The 16,741-nt window shown below is 35.1% G+C and carries 13 protein-coding genes and 1 pseudogene; 2 read left to right on the top strand and 12 right to left on the bottom strand.

The window, feature by feature from the left end; genetic code table 11:
* Positions 1–226: 226 nt before the first annotated feature.
* The 9 genes and pseudogenes from J3U71_RS08855 to J3U71_RS08815 all read right to left on the bottom strand — a co-directional run bounded on the left by J3U71_RS08855 (position 227) and on the right by J3U71_RS08815 (position 10,823).
* Positions 227–2,089, bottom strand: coding sequence for a BglG family transcription antiterminator (locus J3U71_RS08855; protein WP_267394617.1), 1,863 nt, complete (start codon positions 2,087–2,089; stop codon positions 227–229).
* 21 nt (positions 2,090–2,110) lie between these two features.
* Complete coding sequence (locus J3U71_RS08850; RefSeq protein ID WP_267394614.1) at positions 2,111–3,580, bottom strand: glycoside hydrolase family 1 protein; 1,470 nt, start codon at positions 3,578–3,580, stop codon at positions 2,111–2,113.
* Positions 3,570–3,926: a PTS lactose/cellobiose transporter subunit IIA gene (locus J3U71_RS08845; protein WP_267394612.1), complete on the bottom strand. Its 357-nt coding sequence runs from the start codon at positions 3,924–3,926 to the stop codon at positions 3,570–3,572. The genes J3U71_RS08850 and J3U71_RS08845 overlap by 11 nt, the downstream gene beginning before the upstream one ends.
* Before the next feature lie 11 nt (positions 3,927–3,937).
* Positions 3,938–5,176, bottom strand: a complete 1,239-nt coding sequence (locus J3U71_RS08840) for a PTS sugar transporter subunit IIC (RefSeq protein ID WP_267394610.1) — start codon at positions 5,174–5,176, stop codon at positions 3,938–3,940.
* Positions 5,177–5,198: 22 nt separating this feature from the next.
* The gene (locus tag J3U71_RS08835) at positions 5,199–5,507 is read right to left on the bottom strand and encodes a PTS sugar transporter subunit IIB (protein WP_267394608.1); all 309 of its coding nucleotides are present in this window, start codon (positions 5,505–5,507) and stop codon (positions 5,199–5,201) included.
* A 173-nt stretch (positions 5,508–5,680) separates the two neighbouring features.
* Positions 5,681–7,062 (bottom strand): annotated as a pseudogene (locus tag J3U71_RS08830) (IS3 family transposase).
* Positions 7,063–7,133: 71 nt separating this feature from the next.
* Complete coding sequence (locus J3U71_RS08825) at positions 7,134–8,522, bottom strand: MFS transporter (protein ID WP_267394527.1); 1,389 nt, start codon at positions 8,520–8,522, stop codon at positions 7,134–7,136.
* A 248-nt stretch (positions 8,523–8,770) separates the two neighbouring features.
* Positions 8,771–10,117: a glucose-6-phosphate isomerase gene (locus J3U71_RS08820; protein ID WP_103752193.1), complete on the bottom strand. Its 1,347-nt coding sequence runs from the start codon at positions 10,115–10,117 to the stop codon at positions 8,771–8,773.
* 91 nt (positions 10,118–10,208) lie between these two features.
* Complete coding sequence (locus J3U71_RS08815) at positions 10,209–10,823, bottom strand: VanZ family protein (RefSeq protein WP_267394525.1); 615 nt, start codon at positions 10,821–10,823, stop codon at positions 10,209–10,211.
* Positions 10,824–10,963: 140 nt separating this feature from the next.
* Between J3U71_RS08815 and J3U71_RS08810 the strand changes: the two genes are divergently transcribed.
* Positions 10,964–13,159 (top strand): LTA synthase family protein, encoded by a 2,196-nt coding sequence (locus tag J3U71_RS08810; RefSeq protein ID WP_267394523.1) that lies wholly within the window; start codon positions 10,964–10,966, stop codon positions 13,157–13,159.
* Between the two features lie 50 nt (positions 13,160–13,209).
* Positions 13,210–14,073 (top strand): SPFH domain-containing protein, encoded by an 864-nt coding sequence (locus J3U71_RS08805; RefSeq protein WP_258562435.1) that lies wholly within the window; start codon positions 13,210–13,212, stop codon positions 14,071–14,073.
* Between the two features lie 55 nt (positions 14,074–14,128).
* Here J3U71_RS08805 and J3U71_RS08800 read toward each other — a convergent pair whose 3' ends face one another.
* Genes J3U71_RS08800 through J3U71_RS08790 form a run of 3 tightly spaced genes read right to left on the bottom strand, consistent with a single transcriptional unit; the run spans position 14,129 to position 16,719 of the window.
* Positions 14,129–15,580, bottom strand: a complete 1,452-nt coding sequence (locus J3U71_RS08800; protein ID WP_267394520.1) for a sensor histidine kinase — start codon at positions 15,578–15,580, stop codon at positions 14,129–14,131.
* A 9-nt stretch (positions 15,581–15,589) separates the two neighbouring features.
* Positions 15,590–16,327, bottom strand: coding sequence for a response regulator transcription factor (locus tag J3U71_RS08795; protein WP_309478035.1), 738 nt, complete (start codon positions 16,325–16,327; stop codon positions 15,590–15,592).
* Positions 16,324–16,719 (bottom strand): SdpI family protein, encoded by a 396-nt coding sequence (locus tag J3U71_RS08790; protein WP_220269514.1) that lies wholly within the window; start codon positions 16,717–16,719, stop codon positions 16,324–16,326. Before J3U71_RS08790 ends, J3U71_RS08795 begins: the two co-directional genes overlap by 4 nt.
* Positions 16,720–16,741 lie beyond the last annotated feature (22 nt).

The following is a 16,741-nucleotide window of genomic DNA, read 5'->3' as shown; positions in this document are numbered from 1 at the left end:
CAAGTATGACAAGCTTGTAATTCGTTGCATTTTATTTCCCTCCTAGAAATTTAATTATTAAGTATTTTATCATTATAAGTTAAAAAGTACATAAATTTATTATAATTATTTAAAATTAGAAAAAAAGAAAACACCTATACTTATTAAAAAGTAACAAGTATAGGTGATATTACATTCTTTCTGAAGTTTGAAATAAAAACTTGTTTTGTTAATAATACTCTTTAGATCACAGCATCTGAATTAAGTTCTTAATAAAATCATCATAGTTTTGGCATTTTATCAGCTGCACAATATTATTAATATTAGTTACTATCTCTGATAATTCATCAAACACATTGCGAAATAACTGCTTATTATTTGGATCAATTGCTAATGCAATGACTAAATAGACAATGTTTCCATCACTCCATTTAATTCCATTGGGATTAATAATGATAAAACCTTGACTTCTTTTTGCCGTCATATTTAATGAATGGGGAATCGCCACTTTACCAAACGCCGTTGATGACATTTTTTCTCGCTGCATAAGTAACTTATCAAAATTTTTTTCTACTATTCCTTTATCAACAAATTTTTCTGTTACCAAATTAAATACCTGATCAATGGTTTTAATTTCCTTACTGCTAACAAAATTATCACTGTTAAAAAAATGTAAAAGCTGTTCTTGAAAATGATCATTTTTTAATTGATGTTGTTTTGTTGCGATTGCCAAGTTTAAAGTTTGAACGTCTTTAGGTAAAAGAAACTGGGAAATATTCACTGTACTGCGTTGCGAATCAATATAATTAGATCCTACAGAAATTAGTAGATCAAATGGCTCTAAAGAGCTTATTTTATTCGGCTCATGTATTACCTTCTTTATATTAAGCTCGGAGGAAAAATTTTTTTCTAAGTTTCTAACAAGAATAATTGCATTATCATAATATTTTGGAATAATAATTACTACTGAAATTTTTTGCTTATCAGTAATTTGTTCAGCTATGGCATTACCGACATGTAGAGCAATATAACCAATTTCACTTTCATTTACTTCTATTTCGGCTTGTTCTGAAATGCGATGTGCCATGATTACAGCGCATTCGTAGATAGTTGGCGATGAATATTTAATATTAGCAGAAATTGGATTATGCTCTTTAATATTTTCTTTTGAACGGATAATCAATCTGTCTAGATGAAGAGAAAACCTTTTTTTAAAAGCTTTTGTATCTAAATTGATCGCATAATTTTGCCAAACATACGCAATTAAATCTTCAATTAAAACTTTAGTTTCTTTGGAGACTATTTTTTTTGTGGTACTTTCATTGCCCAAATCAGTTTCAATCACCAGAGCCAATTCCTGGCGATCTGCTTCCGATAAATTAAGCTTCAGCTTTTCGTTTATTTTATTTACCACTTTCATTTCAAAAGAATCAAGCGCAAATCTTTTTGACTTATAATAATTAATCCCATGACCTTGATTTGATCGTTCAATCACAATAGCTATATGCAGTAAAATATTATTTAAATCAAAGGTATTTAAATAAATATCAGATTGATGAAAAACATTTAATATTACTTTTTCAAGTTGATCAATCTCTATTTTTGGAAAATTTTTTTGAATAATGTTTTGATTCATAAAAACGCCTGAAGATTCTTCATAGATCAACGAGCTTAATAAGCTTCTTTTTTGTCGTTCATCACCATCTAAAGACCAATAATCACCCTTTCGGTTTAGCTTAATACCAAAATGTTCAACCTCATTCCGAACTTCTTTTAGATTTTGTAAAACTGTAGATTCACTAACAAATAATATTTCGGCTAGATCATATAAATTAATTGATGAGGAATTAGTTATTAAAAGATTAATTATAAAATTCACTCTTTCCGCATTAGTACTAGGTAGATCATTTTGATGTAAATTGTTAGTTGAAAGTTCAACTAATTTGTATCCTTTAACTCCTGACCGTATTTCGCTGTTTTCGTTTCTAAGTTGCTGAACATAATTCTTTACAGTTCTTTTAGACAAACCAAGCTCAATTGCTAATTCTTCAGCGGTATGCCATCCAGTATTTTTTTGTAAGTATGACAACAAACTTTCTTTTTTTCGCATAAGGCATTTGCTTTTCCAAATCTAGATTTTTGATCCATTTGAATCTATCACTTTTTTATACCAGAAGTAACTATCTTTTAAATACCTCTTACCACTTCCTTTTCCTTCATCATCTTGATCTACATAGACTAGACCATAACGCTTTGACATTTGCTGTGATGAACAAGACACAATATCAATTGGTGCCCAAGTACAATAAGCCATTACTTCTGCTCCATCATTGATCGCTCTTCCAACTTGTTCAATATGAGAACTCAAGTATTCTATCCGATAAGGATCGTGAATTTGACCATCCTCTTCTAATTTATCATATGATCCCAAACCATTTTCAGCAATAATAATAGGTTTTTGATAGCGGTCATAGTACTGCGACAAACTATTATAAATGCCTTGAGGATCAACTGCCCATCCCCAATCACTTTTCTTTAAATTGGGATTTTGAAGATTATCAGCTGGTCGTAATTCATTTTTCTTTGAGTCAACGATTTTGGAATAATAATAAGAAATAGCTAAAAAGTCCATAGGATTTTCATCAATTAATTTTAATTCATCTCGAGTAATATCTAAATTAAAATCATTTTTTTCGAAAAAATTTAATGCGAACTTAGGATATTTTCCTCTAAACTGAACATCGGTAACAAAATATTGCAATCTATTTTGTTGCATCGCCAGAACCACATCATCAGGTCTACTCGTAGCAGGGTATACAGTGCCGTCAGCAACCATAGTTCCAATATTTAAATCGGTAATTTTCAAGCTTCTTGCATATTGCTTGACCCATGCAGCTGTAACAATTTGATTGTGCATTGCTTGATATAAAGCTTCTTCTTGATTATCGTATTGGTCTCTTGCCACGCCTACTGATAACCACGGCTCAATTTGAACCATATTAATTTGATTAAAAACAATCCAATATTTAACACGACTGCCAAACCGATCAAGCAAGACCTTTGCGAACTTTTCAAACAGCGGAATAACTGCTTTATTGGGCCAGCCACCGTAATTAAGTGTGATATTTACTGGAGTTTCATAGTGATTCATTGTGATAATAGGTTCTATTCCCAAATTCAACATACAGTCAATCATTTTTGAATAGTGATTCAGAGCTGACTCATTAGGTTCTTTCTCATCTCCATTTGGAAATACCCTTGACCAATCTATTGACGTTCGAAATGTTTTAAAACCACAGTTTGCTAAAAGTTTGAGATCATCAGGATAGGTATGGTAAAAATCTATTCCAAAGCGCTTAGGATAATAGTTGCTACTGTCAGAACAATTTTTTTCAACTTCTTTAATTGTCATTCCTTTCGACTCAAGATTTTGAATTTCAACATTAGATAATCCTTTAAGGTAAGGTTGTACATCCGAAGAATTTAAACCTTTACCATCTTCCTTGAAAGCTCCATCAGCTTGACTAGCTGCTTGTGCTCCTCCCCATAAAAAGCTTGCCGGAAAATTAGGATATCGGTTGTTTTTCATCTTAATGTCCATTTTTATTACCTCTATTCATTAGATCACGCTTTTCAAAAACTTTAATCAAATGATTGGTTATATTATATTCACTATTAATTGTCATTAGAGTGTCCTGAGCATGTGAAAATAAAACTGAATACTCAATATGCTTACCCTCTGCTTCTTCTTGAATTTTATTTGTCTGCAAGCGATGTGCGATTATAAGTTCCTTGTTAGCTTTATTCATCTCACTTTTAGCCAAATCGTAATTGTAATCAGCAACTTCATCTAGTGCCTTAGATATATATTCACGTGCATCTCCCGCATGTAAAATAATTTCCATAGTATTTTTAATTGATTGCTTTGAATCTTCTCTTTTTTCCATTATCTTTACACTTAACCTTTACTTTTTGACTCCTGTTGAACCAGATTTTTATCATAAACCTTGAAAAATGGATAATATATTACTCCAGAAACTAAAAACAAGATAATTACTAAAACTATTGAACTTATTGCTGGACTTACAATCCATGTACTAAATGGTACCGGGATATACCACATCTGCATTAAAGCATGTGGAACTGGTGACAATCCAGCTTGGAACCATAAAAAAGTAATTAACGGTAAAATTAATCCGTTAAGCCACAAGGGTATCATCAAGTAGGGATTCCATACTATTGTTCCAAATACAACAGGTTCATTAATATTAAAAAATGTTGGTAATAGACTGGCTTTTCCAAGAGCCTTTAGCCGGTTTGACTTTGCATTAAATACCATTAAGAAAACTAGTGGCATAGTACACCCAATTCCACCAATCCAAGGAAAGCTATAAATCAATTCACTAGTAAATAAATGAGTAGCCGTATGACCAAGGCTCACAGCCCTTGCATTAGCAGCAATTCCGGCCAACATAACAGGTTGAGTAATTGCAGCTAATACCCAACTTGAAATTCCCATTGAGTAAATAAAACACATAAAAAACAAGAATATTGTAAATCCCCACCAGGTGTTAAGAGAATTTGCTAATGGTGAAAAAATATTTACGATTAATTGATAAAAATCAAAATGAAAAATATAAGTCAAGATCCAACCTGTCGATATCACGATCGCAATTGGAAGCATGGAATCAAACCAAGCCGTTACGAAATCCGGCATTGAAGAATCGTCGTCAAAAAAACTAAACTTGGCAAATAGCTCCATGATTAACGCGACATATAAACCGACTACTAGTGCAACAAACATTCCGCCAGCTCCTAGTTCCGAAAATTGGTATGAAATAACAGAACCGGTTCTATCCCAAGTTGGGTTAGCAAGCATTAAGAAAAGCGCAATAGAAGATAGGCCCGCAATAATTCTCTGTCTATTTAATTTTTTTAATTCCATAAAATTAAATGGTACTAAAAAAGCAACAAAGATTGAAGTTAATCCAAAAGTAAAGCTATTAACTGGAGATAAATCAGGCCACCAATTAATGAAATTTGTTGGAATATTAAGTAACGTGATTAAGGACCCAACAAAAATGAAAGGCAATACCTCTAATATTGAGTTTTTAATTGTTATAATCCACTGATTATTAGCAACTTTTTGAGCCTTAGGAGCAAATTTCTTATTTAAAACATTCATCAATCCATTCATTTAACTATCCTCCTACTTTACTTTATTCCTTTAGAGTTGAAATCAAATGCTCAATTGCAGCTTTACCATCAAGAACTGAGTAGTAATCTGGTCTCATTAGGATAACTTTTACCCTAGATGGTACTCTTTCCTTGATAGCATCAAATTCCGCCTTTAAGTGCGGGCCAACCATCAATGCATCAATGTCATTTGCATAATCTGGTAATTCGGCCTCACTCCTTGCTTGAATTTTTATATCGAGTCCCGCACTTTTAGCTGCTTTGCGCATATTAGCGGCCATAAATCCAGATGATGCACCAGAACCACAAACCAATAAAACTTTCTTAGTCATAAAATTAGTCCTTTCAAAAAATCAATATCTCGCTTATTCCCTTCTTATCATTGCAAAGTTTAATCAAGCTTTACAGTAATCTTTTGCACCGCTTCGGTGAAAAAAATGTTTAAATACAAAGAAGATCTCAGCAAATTGATGTGAACCCCAAAATTAGGACAGTTTAATAAAACTTAACTAAGGACTAATTTCCGATATTCAAGCGGACTTAGTCCTTTTAGTTTTACTTTGATTCTTTGCTGGTTATAGTAACTGATATATTTTTGGATTGCTTCTTCCAGCTCCTTTAGATTCTTAAATTGGCCTTCAAAGCCATAGAACATTTCCCGTTTGAGTATGCCAAAGAACCCTTCCATCAATCCATCATCTAAGAAGTTGCCCTTACGCGACATAGACTGTTCGATTCCATGGCCTTTTAGCCAAGCTTGGAATTTAGGATGCTGGTACTGCCAGCCTTGATCTGTATGAAAAATTAGACCATTTAATGCTGGATGCTTGCGCCAAGCCTGTTTTAGCATATCCATAATCTGTTTAAGGTTAGGACTGCGGGAAATGGAGTAGGCAATCACCTCTTGCGTGCAGCCATCAACAATGGGTGACAGGTAGGTCTTCTGACCGTTGAGTTTGAACTCGGTCACGTCTGAATACCACTTATGTTCCGGGTAAACTGCGCTAAAATTACGTTTAATCAAGTCGGTCTTAATTGGACCCTGGGTGCCGCGATAGCTATTATACTTGTGCCAGCGTTTACTGACGATGCCAAAGAGTTTCAGCTTGTTCATCAAGCGTTGTACTTTTTTGTGATTGACTAGCCAACCACGCCGTCTAAGTTCCAGAGTAATGCGCCGATAGCCATAGCGGTGTCGGTGTTCTTCATAAATGGCTTTGATTTCAGCCATCACCTGCTGGTTGCCACGATCCTCATCCCTTTTCTGCAAATTGTAGTAATAATACTGCGGGATAGATGCGGGAGATTGGGATTAGCATTAATAACAGCAAGAATAAAAGTTACGCTGACCTTGAGTTCATGCCTCAGCTGGGTAACTGCCCGGGCTATTTCCGCGGCTTGCGGTTCTTGGTCCGCTGGTCGACTGAGGCGGCCAATTTTTTTATAAATTCGTTCTCGACGGTCAGCTTCAAGTTCTGCTGGCGTAAGTGCTTGTTTTCTTGCTTCAGACGGTTGATTTCTGGATCTTGTTTGGGCATGGGGCGATCGTCCTTTCTGTTTGATAACGACATTATACCCGTTTTCACGATAGCTGCGCAGCCAATTAGCTAACATACCGTTACTTTTTAGGCCAAGATCAAGTGCCACCTGATAAGCTGGTTCGTGCTTGACTAGTACTCGTATAATAGCTTGTTTTTTGAACTCAAGTGAATATTCAGTATACGGCTGGTCTAAAATAGCTAGGCCGTGACGTTGAATAAGAGCAAGCAAATACTTAATGTTAGCAGGATTAATACCATAACGTCGACCCAATTCACTAGGTCTAATGTTATAATTCCGCCAAAGATTGAAGATTTCAATTTTATCTTGTTTGGATAATTTAGCCATAATAAAAACCTCGAAGTTGTCCTAACTTCGGGGTTCATATCAAATGCTGAGACCTTTTTACTTTCATTTTTTTATTTTTTCTTTGCTTCTAATCTAAACAGGTTTAAATAGCTAAGAAAAATAATTACACTAATGACAGTCATGACCAAAAAAGCTACCTGACTACCTTGAGCAGTTAACACGGCATAATTACCCGGCTTTTTTTGCCAAGCTGAAATAATTGTTGCCATCACTGTCGTGCCCATTGAACCAGCATATTGTTGCCCTGTTTGAAATACCGCGGTTGCATCAGTATGCAGTTCATCTGGTTGCAGTTTCGAAGCCTCCGCCATTGTATTGTTAAAGGCCATTTGCCGACCAATAATCATAATGCCGTAAAAAACACCGACTAAAAGCGTAGAAATTTTTAGGCCAAAAATGGTAAATAATAAGCTGGCACTGAAGCAGAACAATGTTCCCGTCAAAAATGGAATCTTTGGGCCCTTTTCATCATAAATATGGCCAAACCAGGGATTCAAGATACCACTTAAAATACAGCCAGGTAATAAGACCAAGCCGCCGACCAGAGAACTAGCATGATTAACGATCTGAACGTAGTTAGGTAAAACAAAACTTGTACCAATATTAATAAACTGTAATAACAAGTATGAGATCATCGCAAAGATGAATGGTTTATTCTTGAAAATAGCTAAATTAATGAGCTTCTTATCGCTCGTCTTAGATAATTTAATAAAAATGAACACCAGAATTGCGACCACAATCATACTAAGCCAAAACCCAAGATCAGTTAAACCATTGCTAATGCGGTTAAAGCCAATATTAAAGATAACCATTGCTGCCGCAATAACACCGTAACTTAACCAGTCAAAACTTGGGTGCTTTTTTTCATGATACTGTTCAACCGTAAAAAATCCAAGTAATAACACCAACAAAGCGATACCGGAAACAATATGAAAAATTAATGGCCAGCCAAAGTAATATACAACTGTTCCACCAAAGGTTGGACCCAGTGATGGTGCCAAAATGACGACCAAACCCGTTAACCCCATATAAAAGCCCCACTTTTCTTGTGGCATCAATTCAACAACCAGATTAAACATTAATGGAATAGATAAACCTGCCCCGACTGATGAAATCAATCGACCAGCTAGTAAAACCCAGAAATTTTGGGCAAACCCGGCAACAAGCGAGCCGCCAATAAAAGCAATGGCAGCAGTTAGAAATAGCTGCCTAGCTGAAAAACGGTCATTCAAATAAGAACTCGAAACCATAATCACCGCAATCATTAGCAAATAGCCTGTAGTTGTCCACTGCACTAGCCCTAAGCCGATATGAAATTGTTTCATTAACGTCGGAAAGGTAACATTTAAACTAGTTTCCGTCAAAATTGAGACAAAGGCCATTAAAGCACAGCTAATGATTGCCAAAACGTGTTTGGGCGTTTCTGTTTTCTCTTTCATAATAAACTCCTTATCTTTAATAATAAAAAAAGAGTAAAAAGCAATTAACTTTTACCCTTTCCATAATTGACTAAATATCAATAATTTAACATGTACAGGATGAACTATACTAATTTTGTTTTTCCAATTTACCTAATTTCTCAATATGATTGATAAAACAATGCTATTAAAGATAATGTTAGTAAATACACTTAAACTATTTTATTGCTTTTTCGCAAAAAACGCAATTAGCTTTTAAATAAATAGTCTTATTCTTTTTCAAAGCGAGCTGAAAGATCATCGTGTAAGTCTTCATAACCAGGTTTGTTTAAAAGACCAAACATGTTGCGCTTGTACTCTTCAACACCAGGTTGGTTAAATGGATTAATACCATTCAAATAGCCAGAGATTGAAATTGCTAATTCAAAGAAGTAAATCAAGTAGCCTAAGGTATGCTCAGTTTGATCTGGAATGTTAACAGTCATCACCGGGACACCACCATCAGTGTGAGCTAAAACTACACCTTCATATGCGCGGTCGTTAACAAAATTGAGGCTCTTACCTGCTAAGAAATTCAATTGATCTAAATTACGGTCATCTGTTGGAATTTCAACATCATTTGCAGGATTCTCGACTCTAATAACAGTTTCAAATAAGTTTCGAAGTCCTTCTTGGATATATTGTCCAAGTGAGTGCAGATCAGTAGTGAAGTTAGCACTTGCTGGCCAAATTCCCTTGTTGTCCTTACCTTCAGATTCACCCATCAATTGTTTGCACCATTCACTAAACATTCTTAATGTTGGTTCATAGTTTTCAACAATTTCTGTCGTGTAACCTTTACGGTATAAAATATTGCGCAAAGCAGCGTATTGATATGGCGTAGCCTTAGTAACATCAGTATCTTGGTAATCACTGCGTGCATCGGCTGCACCCTTCATCAATTGATCAATGTCAGCACCAGAAACAGCAATTGGCAATAAACCTACGGCTGAAAGGACACTAAAACGACCACCGATATCATCAGGAACAACAAATTCTTCGTATCCTTCAGCATCTGCTTCAGTCTTCAAAGCACCCTTTGCTCGGTCAGTTGTAGCGAAAATGCGTTTTTGTGCTTCTTCTTTGCCATATTTTTGAATTAACTTATCTTTGAAAATGCGGAAAGCAACAGCTGGTTCAGTCGTTGTACCTGACTTAGAAATAACATTGACGCTAAAGTCCTTGTCACCAAGCCATTCAATTAAATCGTGAAGATATGAGCCTGAAAGTGAGTTACCACAAAAGACAATTGTAGGGTACTTTTCTTTGCCCTTGCCGTAAAATGCACCATTTAAGAATTCAACTGCTGCTTGTGCGCCAAGGTAAGATCCTCCAATTCCAATACAGATTAATACCTCAGAATCGTCTTGAATCTTCTTAGCAGCTTTTTTAATTCGGTCGAATTCATCTTTATCATAATTAACTGGTAAATCAACCCAGCCGAGGAAATCGCTACCTGCACCGGTTCCGTCTTTTAATTCCTTAGCCGCAGCGTCAACCATGGCCTGCATTTCGCCTAATTCATTTTCATGAACAAACGGTGTTAATTTAGTGCTATCGAATTTAATTAAATTCATACAATACGCTCCCCTTATTGAATTAAATATCTATTTCACAAAACCATTTTAGCAATCTTATTTTATAAATACCAGAGCTTTTTGAATAGTTTTATAACTTTTGCCGAACTCTTTGCACTAGCCAGTAAAGCAGGTACCCCAAGGCTGTACCACAACTATTAAAAAAGACATCGTCAATATCACTCACGCCAGTTGCTAATAAAAATTGCATTGCCTCTATAAAAATCGAAAACATCATTCCACTTAGTAATACTCTATTAAATGTTTGCCTTTTTGAAAAAACAAATGGTGCCAAAAAGCCAAAAGGCAAAAAACAAATAATATTACCAAAAGAATTATAAACAAAGTCTAAGCGGCTTTGCGCATAAAACATTTTCCAAGTTTCTTTCATAAATACCAAGTTAATGTCACTTAACGGCCGGTGAAAGTTAAAAGAAAGCTGCCACGGAAAATATGTTCCCCGAAAGGTTGTTAGCATTAACACTAAGATTAGATAAAATGCAAACAGCCACACAGAGGCTTCGGATTTGATTGTTCGACGTCGTCTTATCGCCATTAGCCACAACAAACGCAGCACCATAAAAACTAAAAAGTAAAAAATAGTTTTATCAAACGCTAGCACAATTAACTTGATCAAGGCAAAATGGTTAATTTGTGTTGCATACATTTGAGCAATTAGGTTATATAGCGGTCCTAAAAATATCATTTTTGTTCAGTCCCATAATAGTATTCATTTAAATTATACTCAATCTTGACCAGTTAATTCTTAAAAAAGGACTAACAATGCAGAAAAGATTGTCTAAAACTGCTGAAAATCTTAAAATAATTAAATAAGGAGAGTTCACTTTGAAAAAAAAGAATCTGATTAAGTTCATTCAGACACGAACAGGCTTTTTCTGCCTCTTAGTGGTGTTATTCACACTGAAATACATTTTCGCAGCATATCACGATTTTAACCTGGGCATTTCCGATCCTTACCAACATATTATTATGTGGTTGAGCCCGATTGGCACGACAATCTTGTTAATCGGCATTGGATTTTATTTTCCTAAACCAATAGTTTCGTATTGTGTGATGCTATTGATGGATTTTGCCGATACCGGCTTGCTTTTTGCCAATATTCTTAATTACCGGCAATTTTCCGATTTTATTACGGTAAAAACAATTGCTAATGCCGGTAAAGTTGCACCAGGGCTTGGTAAAAGTGCAGTTGCCCTCTTACAGTTTTCCGATCTATTTCTTTGGCTTGATCTAATAGTAATTATCGGCTTATTAATTGCGCGCAAAATTAAAATTGACCCAAAATCTTATGGCCTACTAACACCGTTTGCAATCACTTCTTTTGGCGCAGTAATTTTGTCACTAAACGTGTTCATGGCAGAATCTTCTCGGCCACGCTTATTAGGTACAACTTTTGATCGGTCATATATTGTCAAATATCTTGGTATTAATACGTTTACGATCTATGATGGCATAAAAAATGAGCAAACTGAGCAAGTTAACCGCAACGCGAACACTGCCGATTTAAATAAAATTTTGGCTTACACCAAAAAAGGCAAATTACCGGTTAACCCCCAATATTATGGTGTAGCTAAGGGCAAGAATGTGATTATAATCCATTTAGAAAGCTTCCAACAATTTTTAATTGATTTAAAAGTTAACGGCAAGGAAGTTACACCATTTCTCAACTCAATCTATCATAGCCGGCATTCACTTAGTTTCGCTAATTTCTACCATCAAGTTGGCATTGGCCGGACCAGTGATGCGGAAAATATGCTTGAAACCAGTACCTTTGGTATTTCTGATGGCTCATTATTTACTGCCCTTGGTAGTTCTAATACCTTTCAAGCTGCACCACAAATCTTACGTGAACATGGCAATTACACCTCTGCCGTATTTCATGGTAATGTGGGCTCATTTTGGAATCGTGACGATGTTTACAAAAATATGGGCTATAACTACTTTTTTGACCAAAATTACTTCAGTTATGACCGTAGTGATCGAATCGGTTATGGTATTAAAGACAAAATTATGTTTGCGGAAAGTGTTAAGTACTTGGAAAGAATGCAGCAGCCATTTTATACCAAGTTTATTACCGTAACTAATCACACTCCCTTTGATATGGACGAAGAAGATTTAGACCCATCTTTTAAAACTGCTGACACGAATGATAAATCAATTAATAATTACTTTGAAACCGCCCATTATCTTGATCAAGCCGTCCGCGAATTTTTTAACTACTTAAATCGTTCTGGCTTAAGTAAAAATACGATGGTTGTCATATATGGTGATCATTATGGTTTAAGCAATTCAGAAAATGAAACCTTGGCTCCGATTGTTGGAGAAAGTTCAGATACTTGGAACAGTTATAACAATGTCCAAATGCAGCGAGTTCCCTTCATGATTTATTCACCTAAAATAATAAAGGGAGAAATTAAACACGAAGTAGCCGGTGAAATTGATGTATTACCAACATTACTTCATTTATTAGGTATTTCTAATCGCCATTATGTTCAATTCGGAAATGACTTATTATCACCAAAATATAAGCCTTGGATTGTCTTCCGCAATGGTACTATCGTTAGTCAAAAATACGTCATCATTGGTGGCAAGGGGCAAAAAGGTGTTGTTTACGACCGTCAATCTGGCAAGCAAATTATCAATTTTACTAGACAAGAAAAAATTGAAATTGCTGCTTTAGCTAAAAAGGGTAAAATGTCGCTTAAATATTCAGATCTGTTAAACAACCATAACCTTCTACGCTTTTACACCCCAGCTGGCTTCAAACCTGTTGATCCGGGACAATTCGATTATTTAACTAATTTTCAGCAAATGGAAGAAATAAGAGAAAAACTAAAAGGGCATTCAACAGCCCTAATAACTAAACATCACAAATCCACCACTAATTTGTACAAAACCGATGCTGCTGAATTGTCTGGCCGGCATGAGGAAATCACGAATATTCCGGATTCGGTTTCGGGCAATCACTTAGTTGAAAAGAAAAATAAAGCTAGTAAAAAAGGTAGAAAGTCTTATAATTAAAAAATAAGGATATCAGAAAAATTTCATTTTTAATGGAGGTTACCTTAATTATGTTTAAAGCAATAATTGCCATTTTGGTTATTCTACTCGTTTTATCATCTTTACGCGTTGTACCACAAAATAACGAAGGACTAATTGAGACTCTGGGCAAATATTCTAGAACCGTTAAAGCCGGTCTAGTTATTATCATTCCAATTATTCAGAAAATGCGGCGCGTTTCTTTAGCTATGTTTCCAGCAGAAATTTCAAAGTATTCTATCATTACTAAAGACAATGCTGAGATTACCACTAGCTTGACTTTAAATTATTTGGTAACTGATTCTTATAAATATTTTTACAATAATACTGATTCAGTTAAATCGATGGTTGAATTAATTAGAGGGCATTTACGTGACATCATTGGCCGCATGGACTTAAATGAAGCTCTCGGATCAACGAGTAAAATTAATACCCAACTAGCTGACGCCATTGGTGATTTAACTGATGTTTATGGTATTCGGGTTGTGCGGGTCAATATCGATGAATTGTTACCAAGCGCTGAAATTCAGAAAGCAATGGATAAGCAATTGACCGCCGATCGTGAAAAAATTGCAGCTATTGAAAAAGCTGAAGGTGAAGCTAAAAATATTGAATTGACTACTAAAGCTAAAAATGATGCTTTAATTGCAACGGCAAAAGCAAAAGCCGAAGCCGTTAAAACAGAAGCAGATGCTGAGGCATACAGAATTAGTAAGTTGCAAAGCAGCTTAGCTGAGGCTAGTGATGGGTACTTTAAAAATCAAAGTTTGGATAGCTTTAATAAATTAGCCGCTGGTCCTAACAATATGATTGTAGTTGACAAAGATGATATGACTAATTTAAGTTCAATTCCAGCAACAGCTAAAGTTTGGAATGAATCTACTAAAAACGAATAAGCGAACATAAATTAGTAAACAAAAAAGACACTTTAACTAAAAGCGTCTTTTTTCGTTACTCAGTAGTGTATTGTTCATATCCCTTATCAAAAAGTATAATCGTAAAAATCGCGCCATGCTTTGGTTGAGATCTAACCGTAATTTTACCGCCATGCTGTTTGATGAGTGAAGATACAATAGACAATCCAAGGCCCGATTCTCCAGAACCATCACGTACTCGTGAAAGATCTGCTTTGAAAAATCTTTCAAAAATATACTTCATCTGTTCATCACTCATCCCAATCCCGCTATCACTAACGCTAATTTCAGTTCCATGATCTATTCTCTTACCATAAATCGTAATTTCACCCTTTTTAGTGAACTGAATAGCGTTTTGAACGAGATTAACAATTATTTGGGTAAAGCGATCCTGATCAGCATAGATTGGTAAGTTAGTTGAAGCAATAACCGTAATTTTATCATGTACTTTTTCAGCATTATGCGAAAGTTGAATAGATACATCATTTAAAATTTTCGCAGCATTAAATTCTGTCTTAGTCAAAAGAATCTGATTGTTTCTAATTTTTTCAAAATCAAGATTTTCATTTACTAGTCTGATTAAACGCTTAGTCTCACGCTGCATTAGTTCAATTGATTTCGGTTTTGATTCTTCAGGGATTGCATTGTACTGCAATCCCTCTAAAATACCATTAATTGTTGTCAAAGGCGTACGCATTTCATGAGCCGCATCAGCTAGAAATTGATCCCGTCTTTTTTCCTGCTTTTTAATCTCATTATCGGATTGTTTCAATGTTCTTACCATTTGATTAAAATTAGCAGCAAGCTGATCAATTTCATCATGCCCCGTATAATTTAATTGAACTTCAAAATTGCCTGCGGTAACTCTTTGTGTTGCATGGGTTAAGTGTTTAATTTTATTCGTAGTGTAATAAGATAAAGCAAAACTTAGCCCCAGTCCAACTATTAATGCAACTATCAAGGCATTGACTAAATTTTGCTTGGCCATAGTAATGGGTTTTTCCACATTTTTGACACGGGCACCAATCCAAACAGCACCAATGAATCGATGTTCACTAATCCAAGGAACCAGCACGCCAGTGGATGAATCTTTCGTATGGCCGAGATAAGTATGAGAGTCGTTGTTATTTTTAATTCGAATTTCTTGTCCCTGCTTCAAAATTGCTAAAACATCAGAAGCTAAATGTAAATCCTCAGATGTCTTGGGATATATTTGCTTACTTTTAGAATCAAAAACACGAATGTGAAGATCATCCCCATGTAAAATAAATTCTAATTGATGTAAAAATTCGGAGTTAAGCAAATAAGTACCGTTTTTCTTATCAGTAGTTGCAAGTGACCCCAGAGCCGATGCGTAATCTTCCATTCGTTGGTAATTTTGAGAATAAGATTGATTAGTAACATACAAAATTTCAGAATACCCAATAATCCCCACTGTGGTCAGAATAATCAGCAAAAAACTGAGCATGTGCTGATAAATTAACTTCATATTGTAAATTTATACCTGCGAATCATCAAATTTATAGCCGACACCCCAAACAGTCTGAATAACTTTAGCACCAACCTTTTCTAGTTTTTGCCTTAGTTTCTTTATGTGGGCGTCAACTGTTCTTTCTTCGCCAAAGTAATCGTAACCCCAAACGGATTCAAGCAACTGTCCGCGCGAAAACACCTGTTTAGGTTTTTGAGCCATTGTATACAATAAATTAAACTCTTTCGGAGTAATATAGTCAACTTCCTTATTATCAAATAGTACTTCTCGTCTTTTTTTAGAAATTTTCATATGTTTAGTTTCGACATCAAAAGTCTCATCTCTTTTTTCAGAGTTGACTTTGCTTTGATTATCTTCAATCATAATCCTGCGTTGCAATGCCTTAATACGAGCAATTAAGGCAAGTGGACTAAACGGTTTTGAAACATATTCGTCTGCTCCAACTTCCAATCCTAAGATTTGCTCAGCCTCACTATTCCTAGCGGTTAACATAATAATTGGAATTGTTGGTGAGATGGCACAAACTTCTTTTGCAACTTGAATACCATCTTTTTTAGGTAAATTTAAATCTAAAGTGATCAAATCATACTGGTCAGGATTTTTAGCAAACATTTTGACAGCTTGCTCACCATCAACAGCTACATCCATGGTCCATCCTTCTTTTTTAATAAACATGTCCATCATTTCAGCAACTGATTTATCATCCTCAACCATTAAAATTTTCAAATTCTTTTCTGGTTTCATTTTCGGTCCCTAAATCCTTTAGTTTTTACCCTTTTTATATTGTCAGGATCCGTGTAATCACGCGGTAATTCATGACGTTTAAGCAAAAATTGCTTCAAATTTTTTTCTGTCACCATAATTGGAAACAGAAGAAAAAAATAAAATGTAAGTAGCCAAAGCAAAAAATAGCGATCCCACTCAAAAGAATGAATCCCAATTCCTAATATTATCTGAATTCCGCCAAAAATAATAAAGTAAAAGCTTGCCCTTTTTTGAGCAAATTTAAAACTAGCTTTATTAACCTGAGCTAAGTATGAATAATAACCATAAAATGGGCAAGGTTTCTTGGGTGGGTTAACTAGCCATAAAATACCTACAACTAGAATAATCGACCCAAAAGCTATATAAATCATACTGTCTCCCCTTTTAACGAAA

Origin of the sequence: Lactobacillus sp. B4015, assembly GCF_026536055.1 — a bacterium.
Classification (GTDB): Bacteria; Bacillota; Bacilli; order Lactobacillales; family Lactobacillaceae; genus Lactobacillus; species Lactobacillus panisapium.
This window is presented reverse-complemented; position numbering and strand designations above follow the sequence as displayed.

What these genes read in the sequence shown, in the direction of transcription:
- J3U71_RS08825 (WP_267394527.1), bottom strand. Translation starts at nt 8,522, where the DNA reads ATGAAAGAGAAAACAGAAACGCCCAAACACGTTTTGGCAATCATTAGC.
- J3U71_RS08800 (WP_267394520.1), bottom strand. Translation starts at nt 15,580, where the DNA reads ATGAAGTTAATTTATCAGCACATGCTCAGTTTTTTGCTGATTATTCTG.
- J3U71_RS08855 (WP_267394617.1), bottom strand. Translation starts at nt 2,089, where the DNA reads ATGCGAAAAAAAGAAAGTTTGTTGTCATACTTACAAAAAAATACTGGA.
- J3U71_RS08795 (WP_309478035.1), bottom strand. Translation starts at nt 16,327, where the DNA reads ATGAAACCAGAAAAGAATTTGAAAATTTTAATGGTTGAGGATGATAAA.
- J3U71_RS08835 (WP_267394608.1), bottom strand. Translation starts at nt 5,507, where the DNA reads ATGACTAAGAAAGTTTTATTGGTTTGTGGTTCTGGTGCATCATCTGGA.
- J3U71_RS08850 (WP_267394614.1), bottom strand. Translation starts at nt 3,580, where the DNA reads ATGGACATTAAGATGAAAAACAACCGATATCCTAATTTTCCGGCAAGC.
- J3U71_RS08820 (WP_103752193.1), bottom strand. Translation starts at nt 10,117, where the DNA reads ATGAATTTAATTAAATTCGATAGCACTAAATTAACACCGTTTGTTCAT.
- J3U71_RS08805 (WP_258562435.1), top strand. Translation starts at nt 13,210, where the DNA reads ATGTTTAAAGCAATAATTGCCATTTTGGTTATTCTACTCGTTTTATCA.
- J3U71_RS08840 (WP_267394610.1), bottom strand. Translation starts at nt 5,176, where the DNA reads ATGAATGGATTGATGAATGTTTTAAATAAGAAATTTGCTCCTAAGGCT.
- J3U71_RS08790 (WP_220269514.1), bottom strand. Translation starts at nt 16,719, where the DNA reads ATGATTTATATAGCTTTTGGGTCGATTATTCTAGTTGTAGGTATTTTA.
- J3U71_RS08845 (WP_267394612.1), bottom strand. Translation starts at nt 3,926, where the DNA reads ATGGAAAAAAGAGAAGATTCAAAGCAATCAATTAAAAATACTATGGAA.
- J3U71_RS08815 (WP_267394525.1), bottom strand. Translation starts at nt 10,823, where the DNA reads ATGATATTTTTAGGACCGCTATATAACCTAATTGCTCAAATGTATGCA.